This window comes from Streptomyces sp. NPDC050806 (assembly GCF_055586425.1).
The window spans coordinates 722,617-746,119 of the sequence record NZ_JBVJIF010000002.1; the positions used below are offsets into that span (position 1 = coordinate 722,617).

At 68.0% G+C, this 23,503-nt stretch carries 19 protein-coding genes; 10 read left to right on the forward strand and 9 right to left on the reverse strand.

The annotated features are described in order from the left end of the window. Positions 1 to 188 precede the first annotated feature (188 nt). Together dhaK and ACZ6WH_RS08720 are read right to left on the reverse strand one after the other, a co-directional pair. A complete protein-coding gene (dhaK, locus tag ACZ6WH_RS08715; protein WP_469727015.1) occupies positions 189 to 1,181 on the reverse strand; it encodes a dihydroxyacetone kinase subunit DhaK in 993 nt (330 codons plus the stop codon). Positions 1,182 to 1,702: 521 nt separating this feature from the next. After that, positions 1,703 to 2,092, reverse strand: a complete 390-nt coding sequence (locus tag ACZ6WH_RS08720) for a hypothetical protein (protein WP_469727017.1) — start codon at positions 2,090 to 2,092, stop codon at positions 1,703 to 1,705. Positions 2,093 to 2,260: 168 nt separating this feature from the next. Here ACZ6WH_RS08720 and ACZ6WH_RS08725 point away from each other — a divergent pair, with 168 nt between their 5' ends. From ACZ6WH_RS08725 to ACZ6WH_RS08735, 3 genes are all read left to right on the forward strand, one after another. Next, entirely contained in the window at positions 2,261 to 2,929 is a 669-nt protein-coding gene (locus ACZ6WH_RS08725) for an AraC family transcriptional regulator (protein ID WP_469727018.1), read from the forward strand. A gap of 668 nt (positions 2,930 to 3,597) precedes the next feature. Then, positions 3,598 to 5,061, forward strand: a complete 1,464-nt coding sequence (locus ACZ6WH_RS08730; protein ID WP_469727020.1) for an MFS transporter — start codon at positions 3,598 to 3,600, stop codon at positions 5,059 to 5,061. Between the two features lie 323 nt (positions 5,062 to 5,384). Then, the gene (locus ACZ6WH_RS08735; protein ID WP_469727021.1) at positions 5,385 to 5,885 is read left to right on the forward strand and encodes a hypothetical protein; all 501 of its coding nucleotides are present in this window, start codon (positions 5,385 to 5,387) and stop codon (positions 5,883 to 5,885) included. A 102-nt stretch (positions 5,886 to 5,987) separates the two neighbouring features. Here the strand turns inward: ACZ6WH_RS08735 and ACZ6WH_RS08740 are convergent, their stop codons facing one another. The 7 genes from ACZ6WH_RS08740 to ACZ6WH_RS08770 are packed head-to-tail and all read right to left on the reverse strand — an operon-like array spanning position 5,988 to position 13,383. Continuing rightward, complete coding sequence (locus ACZ6WH_RS08740) at positions 5,988 to 7,043, reverse strand: isocitrate/isopropylmalate dehydrogenase family protein (protein ID WP_469727022.1); 1,056 nt, start codon at positions 7,041 to 7,043, stop codon at positions 5,988 to 5,990. 10 nt (positions 7,044 to 7,053) lie between these two features. Then, a complete protein-coding gene (locus tag ACZ6WH_RS08745; RefSeq protein WP_469727024.1) occupies positions 7,054 to 8,325 on the reverse strand; it encodes a 3-isopropylmalate dehydratase large subunit in 1,272 nt (423 codons plus the stop codon). After that, positions 8,322 to 8,834: a LeuD/DmdB family oxidoreductase small subunit gene (locus ACZ6WH_RS08750; RefSeq protein ID WP_469727025.1), complete on the reverse strand. Its 513-nt coding sequence runs from the start codon at positions 8,832 to 8,834 to the stop codon at positions 8,322 to 8,324. Before ACZ6WH_RS08750 ends, ACZ6WH_RS08745 begins: the two co-directional genes overlap by 4 nt. A 17-nt stretch (positions 8,835 to 8,851) precedes the next feature. Beyond that, entirely contained in the window at positions 8,852 to 10,186 is a 1,335-nt protein-coding gene (locus ACZ6WH_RS08755) for an MFS transporter (protein ID WP_469727027.1), read from the reverse strand. After that, positions 10,186 to 11,121: a hypothetical protein gene (locus ACZ6WH_RS08760; protein WP_469727029.1), complete on the reverse strand. Its 936-nt coding sequence runs from the start codon at positions 11,119 to 11,121 to the stop codon at positions 10,186 to 10,188. The genes ACZ6WH_RS08755 and ACZ6WH_RS08760 overlap by 1 nt, the downstream gene beginning before the upstream one ends. A 16-nt stretch (positions 11,122 to 11,137) precedes the next feature. Further along, on the reverse strand, positions 11,138 to 11,854 hold the full coding sequence (locus ACZ6WH_RS08765; protein ID WP_469727031.1) for a YqcI/YcgG family protein: 717 nt from the start codon (positions 11,852 to 11,854) through the stop codon (positions 11,138 to 11,140). Positions 11,855 to 11,892: 38 nt separating this feature from the next. Beyond that, positions 11,893 to 13,383: a LeuA family protein gene (locus tag ACZ6WH_RS08770; RefSeq protein ID WP_469727033.1), complete on the reverse strand. Its 1,491-nt coding sequence runs from the start codon at positions 13,381 to 13,383 to the stop codon at positions 11,893 to 11,895. Positions 13,384 to 14,534: 1,151 nt separating this feature from the next. Here ACZ6WH_RS08770 and ACZ6WH_RS08775 point away from each other — a divergent pair. The 7 genes from ACZ6WH_RS08775 (at position 14,535) to ACZ6WH_RS08805 (ending at position 23,202) form a co-directional block, all read left to right on the forward strand. Beyond that, positions 14,535 to 15,635, forward strand: a complete 1,101-nt coding sequence (locus ACZ6WH_RS08775; RefSeq protein ID WP_469727034.1) for an amidinotransferase — start codon at positions 14,535 to 14,537, stop codon at positions 15,633 to 15,635. 28 nt (positions 15,636 to 15,663) lie between these two features. After that, positions 15,664 to 16,806: an aminotransferase-like domain-containing protein gene (locus tag ACZ6WH_RS08780; RefSeq protein WP_469727036.1), complete on the forward strand. Its 1,143-nt coding sequence runs from the start codon at positions 15,664 to 15,666 to the stop codon at positions 16,804 to 16,806. 12 nt (positions 16,807 to 16,818) lie between these two features. Beyond that, a complete protein-coding gene (locus tag ACZ6WH_RS08785; RefSeq protein ID WP_469727037.1) occupies positions 16,819 to 18,198 on the forward strand; it encodes a hypothetical protein in 1,380 nt (459 codons plus the stop codon). A 6-nt stretch (positions 18,199 to 18,204) separates the two neighbouring features. Next, the gene (locus tag ACZ6WH_RS08790) at positions 18,205 to 18,516 is read left to right on the forward strand and encodes a chorismate mutase family protein (protein ID WP_469727215.1); all 312 of its coding nucleotides are present in this window, start codon (positions 18,205 to 18,207) and stop codon (positions 18,514 to 18,516) included. Continuing rightward, positions 18,513 to 20,666 carry an aminodeoxychorismate synthase component I gene (pabB, locus tag ACZ6WH_RS08795; protein ID WP_469727039.1) on the forward strand — a complete coding sequence of 718 codons (2,154 nt, stop codon included), beginning with the start codon at positions 18,513 to 18,515 and terminating at the stop codon, positions 20,664 to 20,666. The genes ACZ6WH_RS08790 and pabB overlap by 4 nt, the downstream gene beginning before the upstream one ends. Next, a complete protein-coding gene (locus tag ACZ6WH_RS08800; RefSeq protein WP_469727041.1) occupies positions 20,650 to 21,609 on the forward strand; it encodes a prephenate dehydrogenase dimerization domain-containing protein in 960 nt (319 codons plus the stop codon). The genes pabB and ACZ6WH_RS08800 overlap by 17 nt, the downstream gene beginning before the upstream one ends. A 165-nt stretch (positions 21,610 to 21,774) precedes the next feature. Next, positions 21,775 to 23,202, forward strand: coding sequence for an amino acid permease (locus ACZ6WH_RS08805; protein ID WP_469727043.1), 1,428 nt, complete (start codon positions 21,775 to 21,777; stop codon positions 23,200 to 23,202). Positions 23,203 to 23,503: the final 301 nt, after the last annotated feature.

Consider the following 23,503-nt stretch of genomic DNA (forward strand, 5'->3'; position numbering starts at 1 on the left):
AGCGCGGCGTCGAGGGCCGTTTCGGTCACGTGCTGCTCCTGAGGTCTGCGGTACGCGTAGGGATACGAGTACGGGACGTACTGGGGACGGATTGCAGGTACGAGTACGAGTACGGGTGCGGAGACGGGGTTACCGGGAGGGGGTACGCGGGTGTGGGCACTCGCGGGCGGGCAGTCGGTCCTGGCAGGTCAGCGCCCCCACCGTAGCCCGGGCGTCTGCACCGGCGCGTCCCACAGGCGGAGCACCTCTTCGTCCGCCTGGCACAGCGTCACCGAGCAGCCCGCCATGTCCAGCGAGGTCACGTAGTTGCCGACGAGCGTACGGGCCACCGGCACGCCGTGCTCGCCGAGCACCCGCTGCACCTCCGCGTTGAAGCCGTACAGCTCCAGCAGCGGCGTCGCGCCCATCCCGTTGACCAGCGCCAGCACCGGTCCGCGCGGCTGCCAGTCCTGCAGGATCGCGCCCACCGAGGCGTCGGCGATCTCGCCCGAGGTCATCATCGGCCGCCGCTCCCTGCCGGGCTCGCCGTGGATGCCCACACCGAACTCCAGTTCCCCGGCGGGCAGGTCGAACGACGGGGATCCCTTCGACGGCGTCGTACAGGAGCTGAGCGCCACACCGAAGCTCCGCGAGGACTCCACGACCTGGCGGGCGAGCGTCTCGACGCGCTCCAGCGGCTGGCCCTCCTCGGCCGCGGCGCCGGCCACCTTCTCCACGAAGAGCGTCGCCCCCGTGCCGCGCCGCCCCGCCGTGAACGTGGAGTCCTCCACCGCCACGTCGTCGTTGACGAGCACGCTGGCGACCTGTACGCCCTCGTCCTCCGCCAGCTCCGCCGCCATCTGGAAGTTCAGCACGTCACCGGTGTAGTTCTTCACGATGAACAGCACGCCCTTGCCGCTGTCCACCGCCGCGGCTGCCCGCACCATCTGGTCCGGTACCGGCGAGGTGAAGACCTCACCGGGGCACGCCGCGTCCAGCATGCCGGGCCCGACGAACCCCCCGTGCAGCGGCTCGTGCCCACTGCCGCCGCCCGACACCAGCGCGACCTTCCCGGCCACCGGCGCGTCCCGCCGCACCACGACGCGCCCCTCGACATCCACGACCAGCTCCGGATGCGCCGCCGCCATCCCCCGCAACGCGTCCGCGACCACACTCTCCGGCACATTCATCAGCATCTTCACGGGTACCTCCTGGTGAGATTAGCAGCCTGGCCTCTGAGCAGTGTTTCCGCAGGTGGCGGTGGGTATGCCCAGCTCTCGATCTTGGCGGTCCATGTCGCTCCGAAGCGGCTCCTGGCGGGTCTGACGCTGACTGGACGCCGACTTTCCTGACGTGTCGTCAGCTTCGAATCGAAGCCCCGCGCCACCCCCTCCGAAACAGTTCAGCCCCAGTATCGACCCCATGTCGATCGAGGTCACGGACCGTGCTTCCCCGGGACTGACGGTGCTCCGGCCCCGCAGCGGGACTCGGTCGGAGCGTCGGCAGGCATGCAGGCATGCAGGCCTGCGAGTCGGCGGTGCTCGGCTGCTGAGTCCTCTGGTTGCCGAGCGGCTGTTGAGTCCAGGTACGCGTGCACTCTCGCGCCCGCCGGTTCGGCCGTGCACGCAGGTGGCTGGGCGGGCGAACGGGCGGAGAGCGGCTGCAGCCGGCGACGCGGGTTCGTGGCGGGCGCGGGCAGCGTGCCGTCCGCTGGTGTGCGGGTTCAGGTGTTGTGCCGCCAGAGGAGTACGGCGGCGACGGCCAGCAGCATGATCGCCGCGATGTCGATTCGCGCCACACGCATCGTCGCGTGGTTGAGGCCCGGTGCGGAGCGTGTGAGGAGCACGAACGATCCCATACTGATCGCCCCGGCCGTGATGCCGGGGACGCGGAAGGACGGGGTGAATGCCGCGTAGATCAGGGCGAGTCCGACGAGCCCGAGCAGGACGGCCCGGTGGCGCAGGAGCACCGACAGGCCGGCGAAGTCAGGGCCGGTGGCTGTCACGCCGTACGCCGTCGTGATGCGGGACGGCGCGAACGCGACGAAGCCGGGAAGAAGGTTCACCACCCCGACGAGGAGCAGCAGAGCGGTTGCGACGCGGTCGAGCCACATTGTTCAGTCTTTCCCAGGGAGAAGGACGGGCGAGGCGCTGGCTAGCATGCCTGCATGTCACCGGTGGCGCTTTCAAAAACATGCCACGCTCAGGCCGCGCTGTGGTTGTGGCCCGGGCAGGCGTTGTATGTGGGGCCCTCCCTGGCGCTGGACGTCCACTCCGGATCAGTGAGCTGTCTGGCAGTGGGCGTCGACGGGGAGTTCACTGTCCGGGTGGAGAACGAGAACGGCACTCCTCACCTCGTCCGTACCGCACTGATAGCGGCTCGGACGCGGAACCGGATCGTCTCCCACGGGGACCGGATGGCCTTCTGCTACCTGGATCCCGCCTCGCCGCGGGAGCGGGCCTGTCGTCGGATGATGAGCGGGAGCGCCGAGCTCGCCCTGGGGCACAGCCGTGAACTCCAGCTCTCGCGGCTGGCCGCGAAGATGGAGGGGAGCACCCCCATCGCGGTCGCCCGGCACTGGGTGGACCTCGCCGGCCCGGACGACCGCGCATTGGCCGCGGACGCACGGATCCGGCAGGTCGCCCACCGGCTTTCGGAGGGTGCCGGACGGCAGTTGTCGGCGGAGAAGACGGCGGCCGAGGCCGGCTTGTCCGTCTCGATGTTTCTACGGCTCTTCCGGGCCCAGATGGGGACGACTTTCCGCCGTTACCGCCTATGGGCACGCATGTTGCGGGTGGCTACTCTGCTGGAGACATGGCCCGACCTGAGTACGGCGGCCGTGGAGGCGGGCTTCGCCAGCCCTTCCCACTTCAGCAGCGCATTCCATGCGATGTTCGGCCTCCGGCCCAGCCAGCTCCTGGCCCAGGGCGTGACGATCACAGCGGCGTAGCCCGTGGTGTCTGACAGGCACTCGTGGTGGCGGACAGGGAGACGCCCGGCGGCCCCTGCCCGATCGGCCGATCCAGCGCGTTCGCGGCCGGGGGCGAGTGGCCCGGTGACGCCGCGAGCGGGAAGCCGGGCAACGCCGGCCGGCCGCGGCTGGAGAGCGGTGGGGCACCTGCGTGCCGGGGAAAGCATGGCGGGCGCCCTTCGGCGGCCGTCAGGCGATGCAGACTCGGGGAAAGCCAGCGCCGTGGAGGGATGCCGCGTTCGCCGAGGCACGCTCGGAACTCTTCCTCGCGGGCCTGGATCTGCACCGCGCGCTGCCGGCCACCGCGCCCGAGCGCATGCGCAAGAATAAGGCGCAGGTCAAAGACGTAGACGGGCCTCCGCTGCAGGTCGCGATCGGCCGATGGAGCGTACCGCTTCCACGTGTGATCCGCCTACGGGAACCTCCCCGACGCGGGCAAAAAGATGTGGCCCGGGTTGCCGGCTGTTCGGTACGGTCACGGCCATGGCGATCGTGGCGGCTCCGGGGCGGATGGTTCGGCGTGCGGGCATGGGTACGGGCGTGCGTGCGGGCGACGTGGCCGGGTTCGTGCGGCTTGCGCGGCGGACAGCACCAGCTGCTGATGGACCGGTGGTGAGCCGGCGGCTCGACGGGTGAGGGGCGCGTCCGTGTCCACCGTTTCCCCGGCCCGTGAGGGCGGGCGAGGCTGGGCTCTGCTGCTCGTTCTGTGCGGCACGATCTTCCTCGAAGGCAGCGACGTCGCCATGCTGGCCGTCGCTGTTCCCACGATCCGTGCCGACCTCGGCCTGAGCACCGGTACCGCCGCGTGGGTGATGAGCGGTTACGTGCTCGGGTACGCCGGTTTCACCCTGCTCGGCGGCCGCGCCGCCGATCTGCTGGGCAGGCGGCGGATGTTCCTCACCTGGCTGGGCGTCTTCCTGGTCTTCTCCACGCTGGGGGGTCTCGCGACCGAGGGCTGGATGCTGATCGTGGCCCGGTTCGTCACCGGCGTGGCGGCAGCCTTCATGACCCCCGCCGCCATGTCGATCATCACGACCTCGTATCCGCAGGGGCCGCAGCGCGACAAGGCTCTGCTGGTCTTCGCCGGCGTCGGCGCCGCGGGCTTCTCGCTGGGCCTGGTCCTCGGCGGGCTGCTGACCGAAGCCGGCTGGCGCTGGGTCTTCTTCGCCCCGGTGTTCCTGGCCGGCGCCCTTCTCCTTGCGGCGCTGCGGCTGGTGCCGCCCGAGAGGCGCCCCGCGCCCGCACCGCACGGCTTCGACCTGGCCGGGGCGGCCTGCGCCGCCGCCGCGATGCTGCTGTTCGCCTACGGCATCATCCGCCTGGAACACCGCACCCAAGGGCTCGGGCCGACCCTGATGGCGCCGGCCGCAGGGCTGGCGCTGGTGGCAGCGTTCGTCCTCATCGAACGGCGCGCCAAGGCGCCGCTCGTCCGGCTGGCAATCTTCCGCAAGGCCGCGATGGTGCGGGCCGACCTCGCCGCGCTGCTCTTTCTGGGTGCGTTCTTCGGCTTCCAGTTCCTCCTCACGCTCTATCTGCAGGAGCTGCGCGGCTGGTCCTCCCTGCAGACAGCGTTCGCGCTGATCGCCATGGGCTGCGACGCGGTGCTGGCGCCCACCGTCACCCCGCGCCTGGTCCAGCGCTACGGCAACGGCCGGGTGATCCTCGGCGGCTCCCTGCTGGCCGTCGTGGCCTACGGGCTGTTCGTCCCGGTCGGGGTGGACTGGTCCTACGCGGTGATGTTCCCGAGCCTGCTCCTTTCGGGCATCGCCTTCGCCCTCGCCTACGGTCCGCTCACCATCGCGGCGACCGACAGCGTGGCCAAGGAGGAACAGGGCCTGGCCGGTGGGCTGTTGTACACGTGCACCCAGTTCGGCGCGGCGGTCGGGATCTCCACGGTGACCGCCGTGTACGGCATCGCCGCGACCGGTACCGACGACTCACCGCGCGCGGTGCTGGACGCCTACCGCACCGCCCTCGCCGTCCCGGTGGCCATGGTGCTGCTGGGCGCCGCGGTCTCCGCCTTCGGCCTGCGGGGCACCAGGCCCACCGACGGCCCGCGGAACGGCACGGCGCCCGCGGCCCACGACGAGGTCAGCGGCTCTCCTGGGTGAGCCACCCGGTCGCCCGGCGACCGGACCGCATTTCGGCGACGGGCCGTGCGACGACGAATGCGAACCATCACGTCACTGTTCTGCTGAATGCGCCGCAAACGATGTGCCCGGACGGCGCAACATGCTTGACGTGACGATCCGTCCACCCCGTGGTGCGCAAGGGCTTTCGTGAATTCCGAGCCAACTCTACTATCGATGACGGTAGACATTATTGATGACGGAGGGGCCCTTCGGAATGCCGGGTTCTTGCGTACGGGGGTCATGAAATGGGCGAGTCAAAAGAAAGCGATGGCAACGGTCCCCAAAAGGGAGGCGGACTGGCCGTGTTCGATGTGGCGACCGTCGGCGACCGTCCGGCCGAACCGGGCGGGATCGACCGGGAACCTCGCGGTCACCACAGTGATCGGGACATGGCGGCAGTGCTGGCCTTCCAGGCCTGGTTCAACTCCCTCAGATCCCGGGCCGACCTACCGGGCGCCTCGCGATTCATCGCCGACGACGTCGAGCTGTGCTGGCTCGATTCGGATCTCGGAGTGGAACGCGGCATCGAATGCGTCCGAGAACTGCTGGCGAATTCGACACCGGAGCACCACCTTTCCTTGCACGCGGTGGAGAGGTGTGACGGGAGCCTGCTGGGTCATTTCCAGCCTGCTACTTTCGGCGGTGAAACGGAACTCCACGTGGTGGCGGACGGCGGCCGTGTGACTCGAATTGTCGTCGTCATTTCTCCGGAGCGGGGCTGGGCCACCCGGTTGGCGCGTGGCCGAGTCCCACGGTCCGCTGCGGAAGGCGCCGGCCTCCCTCCCGAGAACGGTCGGCGATAGGAATGCGCTCCAGGGGGTACCGGCCGGGACAGCCGACCGGCCGGGAGATGCGTCCCGGCCGGCGGGGAGCGCCGTGCCCATCCCGAGCAGGCACTCCGGACGTCAACCGCGTGTGGCCAGCTCGCGCATCCGGTCGGTGACCGCCTTGCCCAGCTCGGCTGTCGTGACGGGTGGCGCCGACAGGCTGATGTCCGCGGTCGCGCAGGTCCGGATCGTGGCGAAGACGGCGGACTCGACGAGATCCCTGGCGTCGGCCCTGGCGAACGCGTGCTCGCACATCATCGCCACTGACAGGATCGAGCCGATGGGGTTGGCGATGTTCTTCCCCGCGATCGTCGGCGCCGTGCCGCTGACCGGCTCGTAGAGGCCGAAGCCCCGGTCGTTCAGGCTCGCGGACGGCAGCAGGCCCAGTGAGCCGACGAGCCCCCCGGCGAGGTCGCTCAGGATGTCCCCGAACAGGTTCGGCGCCAGGACTACGTCGAAGTCCGCCGGACGCAGGCAGAGCTGGGCCGCCATGTTGTCCACGTAGAGGTCTTCGAATTCGACGTCATGAAACTGCTCACGAAGCGGCGTCAGCGCCGTCCACCACACGGAGAAAACGGGGCCGATCGCATTCGACTTGTGCGCGAAGGTCAGCTTCCTGCGCCTGCTGCGGGCCGCCTCGAAGGCCGTCACTGCTATGCGCCGGGCCTGGGACTCGTCGTAGAACATCTCCTGCGACGCCCACTCGCCGCCGCTGCCGTGGCCCTGCCGCTGTTTGCCGTAATAGACGTCGGAGGTCAACTCCCGCACGACCAGCATGTCGGTACCGTCGATGACCTCGGGCCGCAACGGGGAGACGCCGCTCAGGCTCGGGTACGACCGCACCGGGCGAAGGTTGGCGTACAGGTCGTAGCGCTCCCTGAGCAGGCCGATCGGTTCGGACGGGACCGCCCCGAACAGAATCGCCGTGTTTCCCTCGGCCTGCCCCTCGTCGCAGACCCTCAACGCCTCCTCGGAGATGTATTCCCCGCTCTCCTGGAAGACGCCCTCGCCCACGTCGAACTGCCGCAGTTCTACGTCGAACCCGCATATCTCGGCCGCGGCGGTCAGGACACGCACGCCCTCGCGCGTCACCTCCGGCCCGATGCCGTCGCCCGGCATCACGAGCACTCTCATGGCCATACCGTCATTTCCCGTCGGTGAGGTAACCGTGGAGCGCGGTGTGCCCGGCCGTCAGGGAGGACGCCAGGTAGACCGAGGCGTTGGGCGAGCCCATTCTGCCCCGGAAGTTCCGGTTGATCGTTGCCAGGCAGACGTCACCGTCCCCCAGGACGGCCCCGTGCGCCCCGAAGCACGCCTTGCAGCCCGGCGATTCCACGTTCACGCCCGCCAGCACCAGGTCCTGGGTGATGCCCTGCAGCGCCATCGTCCGGTAGACAGCCATCGTCGCCGGCACCACGACGACCTGGATCCCCTTCGCGACCCGGTTTCCCCGCACCACGTCGGCGAATATCCTGATGTCTTCGAGTTTGCCGCCCGCGCACCCGCCGACATACACCTGATCCACCTTGATTCCCTTGCCGACGACCTCGCGCAAGGGCACCCCGTTGTCCGGCTTGTGCGGCAGAGCGATCATCGGCTCGATGTCCTCCGCCTGGTATGCCACGACCCTTTCGTATACGAAGTCCGGGTCCGGCGTCACCGGCTCATACGTCCGTTTGGCGATCTCGGAAAGATACTTCTCCACTTCCGGCGTCATGCTCATGATGCCGTTCATGGCCCCGCCCTCGACCACCATGTTGCACAGGGAGATCCGCTGGTCCAGCGTGAGGTCGGGGATGGTCGAGCCGGCCCATTCGATCGCCTTCCCGGATGCGCCGCCCATTTTGATGTCACTCAGCAGCCGCAGCATGATGTCCATCGCCTGCACATCCGGCGGCAGTTGCCCGTCGATGCTCACCTGCATCACGTCGGGCACCGAGAACCAGAGCCGGCCGGTCTTGAGCACGGCCGCCATGTCCACGATGCCGACGCCGGTGGCGAGCGCGTTGAAGGCCCCGCCGGTGACGGTGTGCGAGTCGTTGCCGACCAGGAGTTCGCCGGGCAGGGTGAGGCCCTGCTCTATCAATACGGTGTGCGAGACCCCGTATTCCGGGCCGTACGGAAAGTAGTGCTCGATCCCCTGGTCCGCGACGAACTGGTCCATTATCTTGACCAGATTGCGCGACGCGGGATCCTTAGCCGGCACCAAGTGGTCCTGGAACAAGGCGATGCGGGACGGATCCCAGACCTTCGCGTTCTCACCGAAGCCTTCGTAGAAGGTCTCCGTCAGCACGGCGATCCCCGGGTCATGGGAGAAGCTCATGTTGATGCGGGCCTCGATGAACTCGCCGGACTCGACGTACTCCTTTCCCGCCTGCCGCGCGAAGATCTTGTGTGTCATGCTCTGCGGGGTCATCGCTGATCTCCTTGCTGAAGCGCGTACGGAATCAGGCCGCCGGCATTCATGATGGAAAGAAGCGGGCCGAAGTCTTTGAACGGGTAGGTCTCGCCGGCCACTGTGCAGCGACGGGCGTCGAGGTCCACCTCGACGGTCTCGTCGTGGACCGACTCGTCGAAATCATGGTCGATCCGGATCGGCAGCAGGATGCCCATGTTGATGCAGTTGCGGAAGAAGATGTTGCCGAAGGACTTCGCGATCACGACCTGGGCGCCCGCCAGGTTCAGGGCCTGCGGTGCCGTCTCACGGCTGGAGCCACAGCCGAATTCCCGGCCCGCGATGATCACCTGGTAGTCCGAGCGGCCCGTCTTCTCGTTCACGAACGGGACGACGCCCTGATAGTCGATCAGAGCGATGCGGGCGAGCTGCTCGTCACTCTCGATCGGCTCGAACCTGCCGGGCGCCATGAGGTCCGTGTTGACGTAGTCCCCGCAGTGATAAGCCTTGCCTGTCAGTAGGTTGTGCACGTGGCACTCCTTGCCCTTCATTGATGGGATGGCTTCTCCGGCAAGTGGTCCGTGTCGGGGCAGGGGCGCGGCTTGTCCCGCATCAGCGGCGCTGCCAGCACGATGGCCGGGACGGCGAAGACGGCGCTGACCGCCGCCGCTGTCCAGGGCACGCCGAGCGCGGGGGTCAGGAACCCGCCGATCGACCGGCCGCCCAACTGGCACGCGTCGCCGATGGAGAGCACCGTCGCGTAGTACCGCCCCGTGTAGTCAGCGGGCAGGAGGTGCTGCACCTCGGTGAAGAAGATGACCGTGGCGCACGATTCGAGCGCGCCGGCGATGAGCATCAGCAGTACCGCGCCGGTGGCGCTGCCGGTCCAGGGGAGTACCAGCCAGGCCACCGCCTCAAGGACGCTGGCCAGCACGTACACGACCCCACTGCGGTACCTGCTCAGCATCGGGGCCAGCGTGGCGCCGACGATGCCGCCCACCCCGAGAGCCCCGAACAGGTAGCCCAGCATGCCGGGCATGTCGTGGAACGACCTCAGCGAATGGGCGGCCAGCAGGATCGTGCCGGCCCCGAAGGCGAGGTAGTACGTCAGGACCGTGACGGTCAGCGCCGCGAGCCGGGGGCTCCGCCGCAGGAACCCGGCGACGCTTCGGACGTCACCGACCAGTTCCCCGAACCAGTTGGACCGCAGGGCTGCCACGATGCCCGTCGTTCGGTTCCCGGGAGAGCGCTTGACCGGCGCGTGGCTGGGGATCCGGGCGAAGAACAGGGTGGCGGTCAGCGCCATGGCGCCCTCGAGCACGAAAACCCAGGAGAGCCCGACGAGGGCGATGGCGGGCCCGGCCACGGCGGGGCCGATGAAACGGGCCATCCGCTGCGCGGTCACGACCAAGCCGTTCCCGTTCATCTCCGAACCGGAGTCCATCACTTGCGGGCGCAGCGCCAGTGCCGCGGGCACGACGAACATGTAGCCGAAGCCCACGAGCACGGCCAGCACCTGGATCTGCCACAGCGCGGTGGTGAGCGGGAACAGCGCGACCATCAGTCCGCTGAACACCGCGCTGACGACGAGGACGTTGCGGGGGTTGTTGCGGTCGACGATGTTTCCCGCGGCGACGCCGAGAAGGATGTTCGGTACGGTCATCAGCCCGGTCGTCAGGCCGACGCCGAGGCCGAGCCCATGGCGTTCGATGACGAAGAGGGGGACGGCGACCCAGGTGGCCCACTGTCCGACCTCCATCAGGAGCACCGATACGACGAGCCTGCGCAGGCCCGCGTTACGGCGTAAGAGGCGGAACAGGGCCAGGGACCCGGTCGGCTGCTCGTCCGAACCGGTTTTCTCCTGCGCGTCCTGAGTGGCCATCACCCGACCCGCCGTACCTGCGCCCAGCGCCGGAACGGCCGCACCGCGACCTCATCGTCCTCGTCCGACAGGAAGCTGACGAGCCGCAGTCGGCGCGCGGCGCCGGCCAGGTCGCCGACGGCCGGCGGATCGTACCCGGCGCCGGGGAGCTGCTCGAAGCACAGCGCCGGCTGCCGCAGCCCCCGCACGCTGAGCATCTTGTCCGCGACGAGCCCGCAGCCCGGTTCGCCCAGCGTGCCGGCCGGCACCGGAACCCCTCCCAGGCGCAGTTTGTAGAGACACAGCCCGGGGCTGAGAACGCCGCCGTAGAAGTTCATCTCGATGCCCATCGACAGCGTTCGCAGCCCGTATTCCGGGGCGAGACCGGCGGCCACCGCGTACATCCCGCCCGTCGTCCCCGGCGCGGGGGCGGGCTCGCGCACCGCGAAGAACCGGACGTGCAGGAAGCTGTGCTCGTGATCAAGCCGGGTGATCATCCCGCATACCAGGGCGCGCTCGCCGTCCCGCCATGTCGCGATGAGGTGGTTGCCGCCGAGCACTGTCTCGCGCAACTGCCCGGCGAAGTCCAGGCCACTGTGGATCCTGCCCAGGTGCGCGCGGTACAGCGAAAGGAACTCCTCGAAGGACCGCTCCGTCACCGGGGATTCCACGGACATCTCGTAAGCGGCGAGGGCGTCCACGGCGAGTTTCGTGCGATTGGGCCGGACCTGCGCCGCCAGGAAGCTGTCGGTTCCCTCCGGCACCTCGCGGGTGAACATGATCCAGTCCGGCCTGATGACGAATCCCGCAGCGCGCAGCTCGTCGTAATCGGGGTCGGGCCATCCCGCGCGCAACACGTGCGCTCCCGCCGCCCGGGCCTGGTGTTCGGCCTCCGCGAGTAACCTCGGATCATCGCAGACGCTGAACTCGGCCCCTTCGAGGTCGGTCAGCTCCATGGTGTGCTCTCCTGCATCAAGCGCCCTTGTAGGGGCACGCGTCGACTGGGAACTCCGTCAGGTCATCCGGCAGGAAATATTGCCGCCATTTGTGGTCGACCTGCCGTTCCGCCGAACCCAGATGGGGATGCGGGGGCAGCTCTTCGTACGCGGCCAGTCTGTGCCGGACGGTTTTCTTCGCGTTCTGGCCCGGCACGGTATTGCCGGCCAGTCCCTCGAAGATCCGCCTGGTCTGGAAGATCACGGTCAGGCAGTGGCCGATGGCCCTGCTGCGCCGCACGACATATGCCGGGCTGCACATGAAGGTGAACCACGGCTCTCCGGCGAAGCACCAATCCCATTTCGGATCCGCCGGATCGCGCGGGCGGTCTCCCGGCCAGGGCGAGCGGTCATGCGTCCGCAGTTCGCTCAGCAGACGCCAGAACACTTCTCGATCGTGGTCGAGGTCCGGGACCTCGGCCGGCGGGCCCAGGAATGCCACGAGCGACTGCCGCCGGGGCCCGGTCCATGCCCGGTCCCGGAAGGCACGCAGGGTCTCCGCCAGCCGTTCGACCCCCTGGGTGCGTGGCAGCCGTGTGTCCAATACGGTGAAACTGTTGTGGCCGTTGGTCTGCGCGCTGACTCCGAAGACGCACGGAAACTTCGCGGACTCGTCCAGCAACGTCGAGGTGAACGCCTGATAGGCGGGTCTGATCCAATGCGACAGCGGATCGTCCGATTCTGCCTGCGCCATGCGTTCCGCGGTCCACAGCTCTGCCGAGGGCACCTGATTCAGGATCCCTTCACGACGCGCTGGTCGTACCACGCGATGATCTCGTCCTCGTACATGAGGCGCTGCTGCTTCTTGGCGAACGCCAGGAGTTCGGCGGCCGTGCCCTCGGAGGCGTCCATCTTTCCCTTGTCGAGCACGTACTTGGCATTGGCCATGCCGCTCGTCGGGCCCACGCCGATGTCCTGCACCGCACCGAGCTCGCTCGCCGGAATGCTGCTGAAGACGTAGTCCTCGAAATCCGTGCCGAGGCCGGCGGCCTTCAGGACCGCGGCCGCATGGGTGCCGGTACAGGTGGCGAACGCCTGCTGGCCCACGAGCGGCATGTTCACCGGAATCGGGAAATCCGTCGCGACGGACAGCTTCTTGAGGTAAGGGATCAGGCCCTTGACGTCGAAATTGCCGATGCCGTTCTGGTGGAGGTACATGATGACCTGCTCCAGGGCGGTGTTCCCGCTTCTCTCACCGATGCCCAGGAACGCCCCGCCGACGATGTCGGCCCCGGCCTCGACGGCGGCGATCGAGTTCGCCAGCCCCAGCCCCCGGTCGTTGTGCCCGTGCCAGAGTATTTTCACGTCCGAGCCGCGGTTCTTGATGATCGACTTGACGAAGCCCACCAGCCGGTGGACTCCGGCCGGCGTGCTCTCGCCCACCGTGTCGCACACCGCGATGCTGTAGGCGGAGTGCTGCACGGCCAGCTCGACCATCGTTTCGAGCTCGTGGGGCGGGGTCCGGCTCGCGTCCTCGACGCTGAAGGAGAAGGGCAGACCGACCTTTTCGAGGTACTCCATCGTGTCGGTGATGCGCTCGAGGATCTGCGTCATGTCCCATTCCTCGACATGGCGCCGTATCGGGCTGGTGCCGATGAAGAAGGCGGCGCCGACGTCCGCTCCGAAGTGATCGCGCAGCCGGAGCATCGGCTCCAGGTCCTCGCGCACCGCCCGGCCCAGGAACCAGGGCATGATGGGCAGGCCGTCATCCGAAATGACGGAGAGCAGGCGCCGGCTGTCGGAGAACTCGGCGGGCGAACTGGCGGGGAATCCCAGGACCGCGTGACGCGCTCCGATGCCGGCCGACATCCGGACCAGCTCGGCCTTCTCCTCGACCGTGGGCTTGCGGATGAAACTCGCCTGCAGGCCGTCCCGCAAGGTGTCGTCCTCGATCTCGACCGACATCCCGTCGCCGGGCAGGCGATCGTTCCAGGTGAAGAGAATCTCCCCGATGTTCGACATGCTCACTCCCGCTTTTTTCGGCAACGGCATCGTCTTCCCGACGCCGCTGTACCGCCGGACGGTCGATTTCCGGGCACGGCTGCAGAAAGCCTGAATGCAGGCATGCGCCTTTGTCCCCTCCGGTATGCCGGCGCCGCGCGACCGGTATACGGGCGAGGGGTTACTGAACGGTGGATCCATTCCGGAGCCGCAACGCAGTTGTGCGTTGTCCGGTGCGTGGTTGCGCGAGGGAGAAGACCGGGGCGTGCGCCAGGTGGTCATGGCGCGGTGCGGCGCCCCTCCGCAATCCAGGAGACGCTCTCCGCGGAGGTCAGGTCGTGGATATGGAGCGGCCCGGTCTTCCAGTGATCACGGAAGGGCGCAATGAGCGCAGAGAACTGAGCGGGGCCGGCGCTGCCGTGGAATCCCCTTCCGGGAGCGTGCCCTCGGTGCACCGTCGGCAGCTGTGACTGCTGTCGGCTGCTTACCCAATGATCCTATCCCCATGGCGGGATATCCCTCCGTAGATCACGGTGAAACAGACCCCCCATGGTTCAGACCAGATGACAATCTGTCAACGGACAGTGCGCGATGGGTGGAAAAGCACTGGCGGTCGTGGCCGGGACGGCGAGTCGAGCATCGTCCCGGGCACGTGGAAGCGTCGCCGTGGGGGCGTCCGAGGAGCTATAGAAGCGGATGGAGCAAGGTGTTGTCGAGGAGGGGGAGCCGGTTTTTGTAACCGGACCGCGTGCCGTTGCCGGGCCTGCGCCCTCCGGGTCCCGGCCGGCAAGGCCGGCCACAGTTGTCGCCCCCCCCCGTCGGCCGTTCCCCCGCCGCCGTCACTCACCAGCACCCGCGCCGCAGGCACGGCCAGTCACCTGACCAGCAAGAGTGCTTTTTCGATCACGAATTTCAGTTTAGTGATTGACAGAGTTTCGGTTGAGATGAAGTATGGGCGAGTCATTTTCACCGTGATCTTCGGCGGGATCTCCCGCCGTGGGGATAAGATCATCAGGTGTCGAAGTGGAGCACGGAAGAACATCGGTTCTCCCGGCTCAGGGGGAACGTGCGCGACGTCTTCTGACCAGTCACGAGGCTGTGCTCAACGAGAGCGGCGCGACGCACCGATTCCGGTACGGAGCACGCCTCGTTCAGCCCCTGTTGCTGCCCGTCCGGTTGCGGGGCTGATTCCTTTGCCCGGCTGATCGGCAGGCACTGCCGGCGTGGCCCGGCACCGAATTGCCTCCCCTCCCGGAAACCCTCGAACGCCGCCCCGTCCGGCGTCGAGACCGCACCCCATGCCCTGCTCAAGGGGCCGTGCACGCGATACGAGTACGCCTTGAACCGACTGTCGCAGAGCCGATCCCGACGGGCGTACTCAGCATGCTGATTCCAAGTGTCTTTACAGGTCACTCCGGAAGGAAGATGCAGATATGAGCGCTGTAGACGGAACGGCGGCTGAGCGCGCCGTCAACATACACAACGAGTGGGACCATCTCGAAGAGATCATTGTCGGCCGGCTCGAAGGGTTGCTGATTCCCGCCTGGGAGCCGGACATGCGCGGCTGCATGTACGAGGAATACTTCGACTTCTACAAGTCCCGCGGCGGCGAGGAGTGGCCGGCGGCGGAAATCCGGGGCGCCCAGCGGGAGCTCGACGAGCTGATCTCCATTCTGGAAGGCGAAGGAGTCACCGTACGGCGGCCCGCCCTCCGGGATTACGGAGGGGAGCTGCGGGCGCCGCACTGGAGTGTGCCGAACGAGCTGGGCGTGGCCAACCCGCGCGATTCCCTGCTGGTGATCGGCAAGGACATCATCGAGACGCCGATGGCATGGCGCAGCCGCTACTTCGAGACGTTCGCGTTCCGGCCATTGATCAAGGAGTACTACGAGCGCGGCGCGAACTGGATAGCCGCCCCCAAGCCGGAGTTGCGGGACGGCCTCTACAAGGAGTCGTTCACGGCCGCCGGTCCGGGCGAGCCGCCCCGCTTCGTCCTCAACGAGCTGGAGCCGGTCTTCGACGCCGCGGACGCCATCAAGTGCGGGCGGGACATCTTCATGGGGCTGAGCAGCACGTGCAACGAAGCCGGTATCGAGTGGCTGCGGCGCTATCTCGACGCCGCGCATCCCGACACCTACCGGGTGCACAGGCTGGTGTTCAACGATCCGCACGCCATGCACATCGACGCGACCTTCTACCCGCTGGCGCCGGGGAAGCTGCTGGTGCACCCGGAGCGGGTGACCTCCATACCGCGCGTGTTCAAGGACTGGGACGTGCTGAGAACCCCCGAGCCGTGTGTCCCGGACACGTACCCGCTGTACTTCTCCAGCAAATGGATGAACGCGAACGTCCTCATGCTGGACGAATCGCGGGTGATCGTGGCGGCCGGCGAGGACAACACCATAAAGGCCTTCAAGGACTGGGGGCTCGAAGTGATCGAGTGCCCGTTCTGGAATTTCAACAACTTCGGTGGCTCCTTCCACTGCGCCACCCTCGACATACGACGCCGGGGCAGCCTGCAGAGCTACCTCTGACCGGTCGGTACGTGAGAAGAGAGCGGGAATGGACCAGACATCTGTCTTCGACTTCGTCCTGCGCAAGAACGCGGACCTCGTCTCGTTCGCTCTGGGTCTGCCCAACCCGGACCTGTTTCCGGTCGCGGAGCTGACCGCTGCGGTCGAGGCCGTGTTCAAGAACCCGGGCGACGTCTACCAGTACGCCAACCCGCTCGACGACTTACGCGGTCACATCGTGCGGCTGATGGCCATGCGGGGCGTGGCCTGCGCGCCCGAACAGATCGTGCTGACCAACGGCGCCCAGCACGGGATCGACATGGCCGTGCGGCTGCTGTGCGGAACCGGCCGGCCGATCGTTCTGGAAGAGATCACGTACACCGGCGCGCTGGCGGTCGTATCGGCGGCGGGCACCCCCGTGCACACCGTCGGCACGACGGGGCGCATGACCGAGGCCCTGGGGGACCTGCTGCGAGCGGGAGTCCGCCCCGGCGGGGTGTACGTCATGCCCGAGGGGCACAACCCGCTCGGTGTCAGCATGCCCGAAGCGGAGCGCCGGGCACTGGCCGCGCTGGCGCGGGAGCACGCTTTCACGATCATCGAGGACGACGCCTACGGCTTCCTGCAGTACGACCACGAAACGAGACCGGCGCTGCGTTCGCTGGAGGACCGGTGGGTGTGCTACGTCGGCTCCTTCTCCAAGATCATTAGCCCGGGGCTGCGGGTCGGCTGGGTCGTGGTGCCCGACGAACTGGTCGAGCAGGCGCTCGTCGTCAAGGAGGCGTCCGCGCTCGAAGTCGCCACCCCGGGGCAGTACATCGTGTCCCACCTGCTGGACCGGTGGGACGTGACCGCGCACCTCGGCGTCCTGCGCCGCGAGTACGCGCTCCGCCGCGACGTCATGCAACGCTGCCTGGAGGCGATCCTGCCGGCCGGTACGCCCTTCTCGTGCCCCGATTCGGGCATGTTCTTCTGGGTGGAGCTGCCGCCGGACGTGGACACCGGTGAGCTGCTGGAGGTCGCGGCGAGCGAGTACGGGGTGTCCTTCGTGCCGGGCGATCTCTACCTCTCCGGCCCGGTGCAGGCGAAGCGGAACTACCTGCGGCTGTCCTTCTCATGCGTGTCTCCGGCCGAGATCGAGGCGGGAGCGGAACGCCTGGGGCGGTTGTTCCGGGACCGTGGGATTGCTTAGGGGGGAATAGCGATGTCCACCGACCTGACGATGTTCTCGGACATGGCACTACCGGATCTGTCGGCCGCCGAACTCGACGAGATCGTCGGCCGTTTCCCGCACGCCCGCCGGCTTCTGGAGGTGGACGGCTCGGTCGACGACTACTACGCGGGGCTCACCGTCGACGGGAGCACGTTCCAGGCCGGCCGGGCGGATCTCTTCCTGTCCGCCCTGCGTCGGCACATCGACGACCTGCTTCCGCCGGGCACGTCCGCCGGCGTCATCGACCAGCTCACGCGCGCGCCGCTGATCTCCGCAGCCGAGCACATGGCCAGCATCACCAATCCGGAGAGCCTGAACGTGGTCATCAACCAGGCTCTCTACCAACGGCAGCGGGAGCAGAAGTACGTGCTGTCGCTGCCCATCACGGCGATCAGGCTCGACAACATCCTGCTGTCCCGGGACCTGTTCGCCGGCGACCGCAAGGTGCGACTGCTGCCCTCCAAGTACCGCGACACGCTGGCCACGGACGCCCCGGCGGCCGACCCGGAATTCGTCGCACGAAACCTGCGGGCGGTCGCGGCGGACGGGGCTCCCCACCTCCGGGCCCTGGCCGCCGAACTGCGGGACTGGTGGGAGCGGGCGTATCGCGACATCTCCTCGCTGGATGCGCTGTGGAAGCAACTGGTGGTGCTGAACCACTCCTATTGGAAGGATCTCGTCCGCACGAACGGCTGGGACCTCCCCGACGAGTACGTCACCGTCCCGATGTGCGTCCTGGTCCGTGACGTGATGATCGAGGAGCTGGAGTCGGGGCGCGACGGCTGGTTCCACGACATGATCTTCGACCCCGCGACGCGCGACACCGTGTACCGGACCTTCGACGGCGTCCGCTCGTGCTGGGACTCCAGGACCGCGTCCGGGACCTTCCTCTTCTGGACCGTGAACAAGCGGGGCGAGCCGCGGGCGATGGCCTACGAGGCGGACGCCCTGCGGTCGACCGGGGTGGCCGGGACGCTGCCCCTGAGCCGCGAGCGCGTGCTGGAAGCGCTGAAGTCGGGCGCCGTGTATCCCGGCACCTTCCTCGTGATGGCTTACCTGGGTTTCTATCTCGGGCTGCAGTTGTTCGGCGGTATTCTCTGCGCCCAGTTCTATCCGGAGATGTACCGACGGATCATCATGGGAAATCCGCTGGGCCTTTCTGCCGGGGACCTCGAAACCATCGAAGCGGTGCGCACCGACCTGTACGTCAACTTCGAAAGGCGCGAGCTGTCCGACGGCGGCTTGCTCAAGCTGTGGTATCCGCAGTCGGCCGACGTCTTCAGGGAATACCGTGACCGGCCCTTCCGCCGCGAGATCATGGGCTGCATGGGATATCTGCTGGAAATGGTCAGGAAGAACGAGGGGGATTAGGTGGACATGTCCGAGGTGGATTTCTCGACCGTTTCGCGACTCGAAGACCTGCGCTCGATACTGGAAGAGATCGACAACAGTCTGCTCCGGGTGGTCGAACGCCGCATCGCCTGCTGCGTACGCATCGGGGAGTACAAGAAAGAGCATGACGTGCCGATGATGCAGAACCACCGCATCGAGGCCGCGCACCGTAGGGCACAGGACTTCGCCGCCGCCACCGGCCTCGACCCCGACTTCCTGCACAGGCTGTACGACCTGCTCATCGAGGAGACGTGCCGGGTCGAGGACTTGGTGATCGGCGGGGGTCGAGGGCAATGAGAACGCTGCTGATCGACAATTACGATTCGTTCACCTACAACCTCTACCAGATGCTGGCCGAAGTGAACGGGCGGCCCCCGGAAGTCGTCCCGAACGACGCGGCCCACCCGCTGCCCGTGTTCAAAGAATTCGACAACATCGTGATCTCGCCCGGTCCGGGGCGGCCGGAAAATCCGCGCGATTTCGGGATGAGCGCACAGGCGATTCGGGACAGCGGCGTCCCGGTTCTCGGTGTCTGCCTGGGGCACCAGGGGATATGCCAATTGTTCGGCGCCGACATCGGACTCGGCGAGGAACCGATGCACGGCCGGGTGTCCCGCATTCATCACGACGGGGAAGGCCTCTTCAGCGGCATCCCGTCGCCTTTCGACGCGGTTCGCTACCACTCGCTCGTCGCGGCTCGTATACCCGAGGACGAATTACGCTCGATCGCCTGGACGACCGACGGCGTCAACATGGGCGTGGAGCACCGCACGCTGCCGATCTGGGGAGTGCAGTTCCACCCGGAGTCGATCTGCTCGGAATACGGCCCGCAGCTGCTCCGGAACTTCCGTCGGCTGACCGAGGAGCGCGCGGGCAGCCCCGCGTGGCCGGCCCTCATGACGGTGCCCGAGCGGCGAGAGCCCCGGCAGGCTCCCGCCCGCCGGCCGGCAGAATCGGCGGGATCGGCACGGTACTCCGTGCGGACCAGGAAGGTCCCGCTGCTGCCGGACGCGGAGGCCGCGTACGCGAAGCTGTTCGCGAGCGCCGAGCACAGCTTCTTGCTGGACAGTGGCGTGACGGCGGCGGGGATGTCGCGGTTCTCGTTCATGGGCGACGGGACCGGGCCGCACGCGGAGTTCGTCTCCTACCGCCTCACCGAGCGCGTGGTCACCGTCGAGAGCGCCGGACAGCGTACCCGGCGGCACGAGTCGATCTTCGACTATCTCGACCGGGAGCTCCGGGAGCGGGCGCTCGAGCACCCGGGCCCGTTCGGCTTCGCGCTGGGTTACGTCGGCTACATGGGATACGAGCTCAAAGCCGAATGCGGGGGCGCCGCAGCCCACTTCGCACCGGAGCCCGACGCGGCCCTGCTCTTCGCCGACCGTGCGCTCGTACTCGATCACGTGGACCGGGTCAGCTACCTGATCTGCCTGGCGGCACCGGGCGAGGAAGCGGCGGCGGACCAGTGGCTCGATGCCATGGCGTGCCGGGTCGAGGAGCTGGACCGGGCGGCGTGGCCGGGGGAGGTCCGCACCCCGCTGCTGACCTCGGCGGGCGACGATGCCGCCGCGCTGCCGGTGACGCTCCGGCATTCACGGCGGGAGTACCTGGACCTCATCGACGCATGCCACCGGGAAATCCGGGCGGGCGAGTCGTACGAGATCTGCCTGACGAACATGGCCACGGCGCCGATGGCGATCGACCCGCTGACCACGTACGCCAACCTGAGGCGGATCAGCCCGGTCCCCTATGGGGCGCTGCTCAGGTTCGCCGGCCTGTCGGTACTCAGTGCCTCCCCGGAGCAGTTCCTGAGGGTCGACGCCGACCGTACGATCCAGGCCAAGCCGATCAAGGGGACGCGGCCGCGCGGGGAGACCCCGGAGGAGGACGAGCGGCTCGCCCTCGAGCTGGTCAAGCTGGAGAAGGAACGCGCCGAGAACCTGATGATCGTCGATCTGCTCCGCAACGACCTGGGGCGAGTCTGCGAGATCGGCAGCGTGCACGTCCCCCACCTGTTCGCCGTGGAGTCCTATGCACCCGTCCATCAACTCGTGTCGACGGTCCGCGGCACGCTCCGGTCCGGTTCCTCGACCATCGACGCGTTCCGTGCCGCCTTCCCCGGCGGGTCGATGACCGGGGCCCCCAAGATCCGGACCATGGAGATCATCGACCGCCTGGAGGGGGGACCACGGGGCATCTACTCGGGTGCGCTCGGCTACTTCTCGCTCAACGGCGCGGCCGACTTCGCCATCCCCATCCGGACCATCGTCGCGACCCCGCAGAACGTGAGCTTCGGTATCGGCGGTGCCATCACCGCGCTGTCGGACGCCGCGGAGGAGTTCGAGGAAACCCAGGTGAAGGCCAGGGCCATGCTCATGGCGATCGCGGCGAGCCGGCAACCGCCGGTCCCGCATCCCGCGGGGGACCACAGTGCCGGCCGACGGTGAGCGATCGGCGGCCGGGGAGACGGCCGCCGGACAGCTGGCCCGCGCGGTGGTGATCGGTGGCAACGGGGCAGTCGGGCAACTGTTCACGGAGCGGCTCGCGGCCGCCGGGCTCGACGTGGCCTCGGTCGACATCGCCCCGGCGACCCGCGCCCCGATCGCCGGCGTGCGCCGGATCGCCGGCGATGTCGCCCGCCCCTTGCCGCCGGTCATGTCAGAGGTGGCCGCGGCCGATCTCGTCGTACTGGCCCTGCCGGAGAAGGCCGTGCTGGCCGCCGTGGGCCCGCTGGCAGCGGCGATGCGTACGGGAGCGGTGCTGGCCGACACCACGTCGGTGAAGGGCGCCGTCGTCGACCGTACGCTGAGCGCCCTGCGCGAGGCGGCGGACCGGGGCGGCGAGATCGAGGCGGTGAGCCTGAACCCGATGTACGCCCCGTCGCTGGACCCGCGAGGTCGCCCGATCGCCACGGTCCGCCTCAAGGACGGCCCCGGGGTGCGAGCGCTGCTCGGCCTCGTGGAGTCGTGGGGCGCGCGGGTCGTCCCCGTAGGAGCCCGCGAGCACGATCGGCTCATGGCCGCAGCCCAGGTGGCGACGCACTCGGCCGTGCTCGCTTTCGGGCTCGCCCTGCGGGAACTGGGTGTCGGCGTCGCCGAACTGAGCGCGCTCGCGCCCCCGCCGCACACCGCGCTGCTCGCGCTGCTGGCCCGCATCACGTCCGCAGCGCCCGAGGTGTACTGGGACATCCAGACCGGCAGCCCCGACGCGGAGCCGGCGAGGGCGGCGGTGAAGAACGGCGTCGCCTCGCTCAGCGCCCTCGCGAACGACGGTGACGAGGCCGGGTTCGCCACGGCCCTCGCCGAGCTGCATGCCTACTTGGGCGCGGACGCTCCCCGCCTCGCCGACCTGTGCGCGGACATGTTCCAGGGCCTCTCCCGCCCCGAGTGACAGTGCCGATCGACAGCTTCCCGCCCACCCCGTGAGCACAACTGGAGCCGGTTCCCGGCTCCGCCAGCGCTTTGCCATTCGGCCCGACCACGCTGCCTTCACCCGGTCGACGAGCGCCGACGACCACTGACCAGCAATCGAACTGATCTGTCCGGGAGGCAGGAGATGGCAAGCGACAACCCCGAGGTGTACGAGAAGGAAAACCTCAAGCGGGATCTCAAGAGCCGGCACATCCAGATGATCGCCATCGGCGGCACGATCGGCACAGGTCTCTTCTACGGCTCCGGCTGGGCTGTCGAGACCGCGGGGCCGGCGGTCATTCTGACCTACGTCGTCGCGGCCGTGGCGATCTACTTCATCATGCGTGCGCTGGGTGAGATGTCGGTCGAGGAGCCCGTCTCCGGCGCCTACATCTCCTACTCGAACCGGTACATCCACCGTTTCGCCGGCTTCCTGAACGGGTGGAACGCGTTCGTCTTCCTCCTTGCCACCAGCGCTGCCGAGCTCAACTCGTTGGGCCGCTTCGCCCAGTACTGGTTCCCCGACCTGCCGATCTGGGTGACCGGCGCGGTCGCCGTCGTCGTGATGTTCACCGTCAACATCATCGGCGTGAACTTCTACGGCGAGTCGGAGTTCTGGTTCTCGGCGATCAAGGTCGTGGCGATCGTGGCCATGATCCTCTTCGGCCTGGCCATGGTGATCCTGGGAGTCGGCCACGGCGGCCGGCCGATCGGCTTCGACAACCTGGTCGACCACGGCGGCTTCTTTCCGCACGGCCTGACCGGAATGGTCCTGGCCATGGTGATGGTCGCCTTCTCCTGCGGCGGAGTGGAAACCGTCGGGATAGCGGCCGGGGAGACGAGGGACATCGAAAAGACGATGCCCAAGGCCGTCAACGCCACCTTCTGGCGACTGATGATCTTCTACGTGGGCGCCGTCGCCATTCTCGTCACCGTCTTCCCGTGGACCCAACTGAACGGTTCTGGCAGCCCCTTCGTGACGGTGTTTTCCGAGATCGGTATCCCCGCAGCGGCGACCGTCATGAACCTGGTCGTGATCACCGCCGTGCTGTCTGCGGTGAACGCAAGTGTGTTCATCAACAGCCGCACCTTCTACAACCTTGCGCTGCAGGGCAACGCGCCGTCCTTCCTCGGGACCGTGAATCACCGGAACGTCCCGACCCGGGCGGTCACCCTCGTGTTCGGCACCGTGTTCGCCAGCGTCCTGCTCAACTTCCTGCTGCCCGACCAGGTCTTCGAGATATTCGCCTCGGTCACCGTCTACGGGCTGGTGTGCGCCTGGGCCTCCATCATGATCAGCCATCTGAGATTCCGCAGGATCAGGATCCGGGACGGCCGGGAGGACCAGATCCGCTACAAGATGCCGTTCTATCCCTACGGCAACTACCTCGCCCTGGCGTTCGTGGCCGTGGTTCTGGTCTGCATCGGCATCCTGCCGGAAACGCGCACCTCGCTGCTGGTCTCGGGCGGCTGGGTGCTGGTGGTCTTCATCGCGTACAAGCTGCACACGAGATCCGGCGGCAAGCAGACGAAGCCCTCTCCGGCCGAGACCGAGGACGCACGCCTGGGGTGACCGGGCAGGTGCGGGCGCCGCGACGCGGTACCCCCCTCTCAAGCCCCCTTCAGATGCCGCATCAGCCTCTCGTAGTCCTGCCGGCCGGAGAGGCCGGAGGGGCCACCGGGGAGGGGTAGTACATGGCCGGGCGGGACTTGGGGCCCAGCCCCCTGGAAGGAGGCGGCAAGCGGGGTACGGGCGTCCGCCGGGGTGGCGCCCGGTCCCTCGACCGGGACGAACAGCCCGTTCTGGAAGGCGAGTCTGCGCTGATCCGCGTAACCGGGGCGGGTCCACGTGTCCAGCCGTGGATATGGCCGGG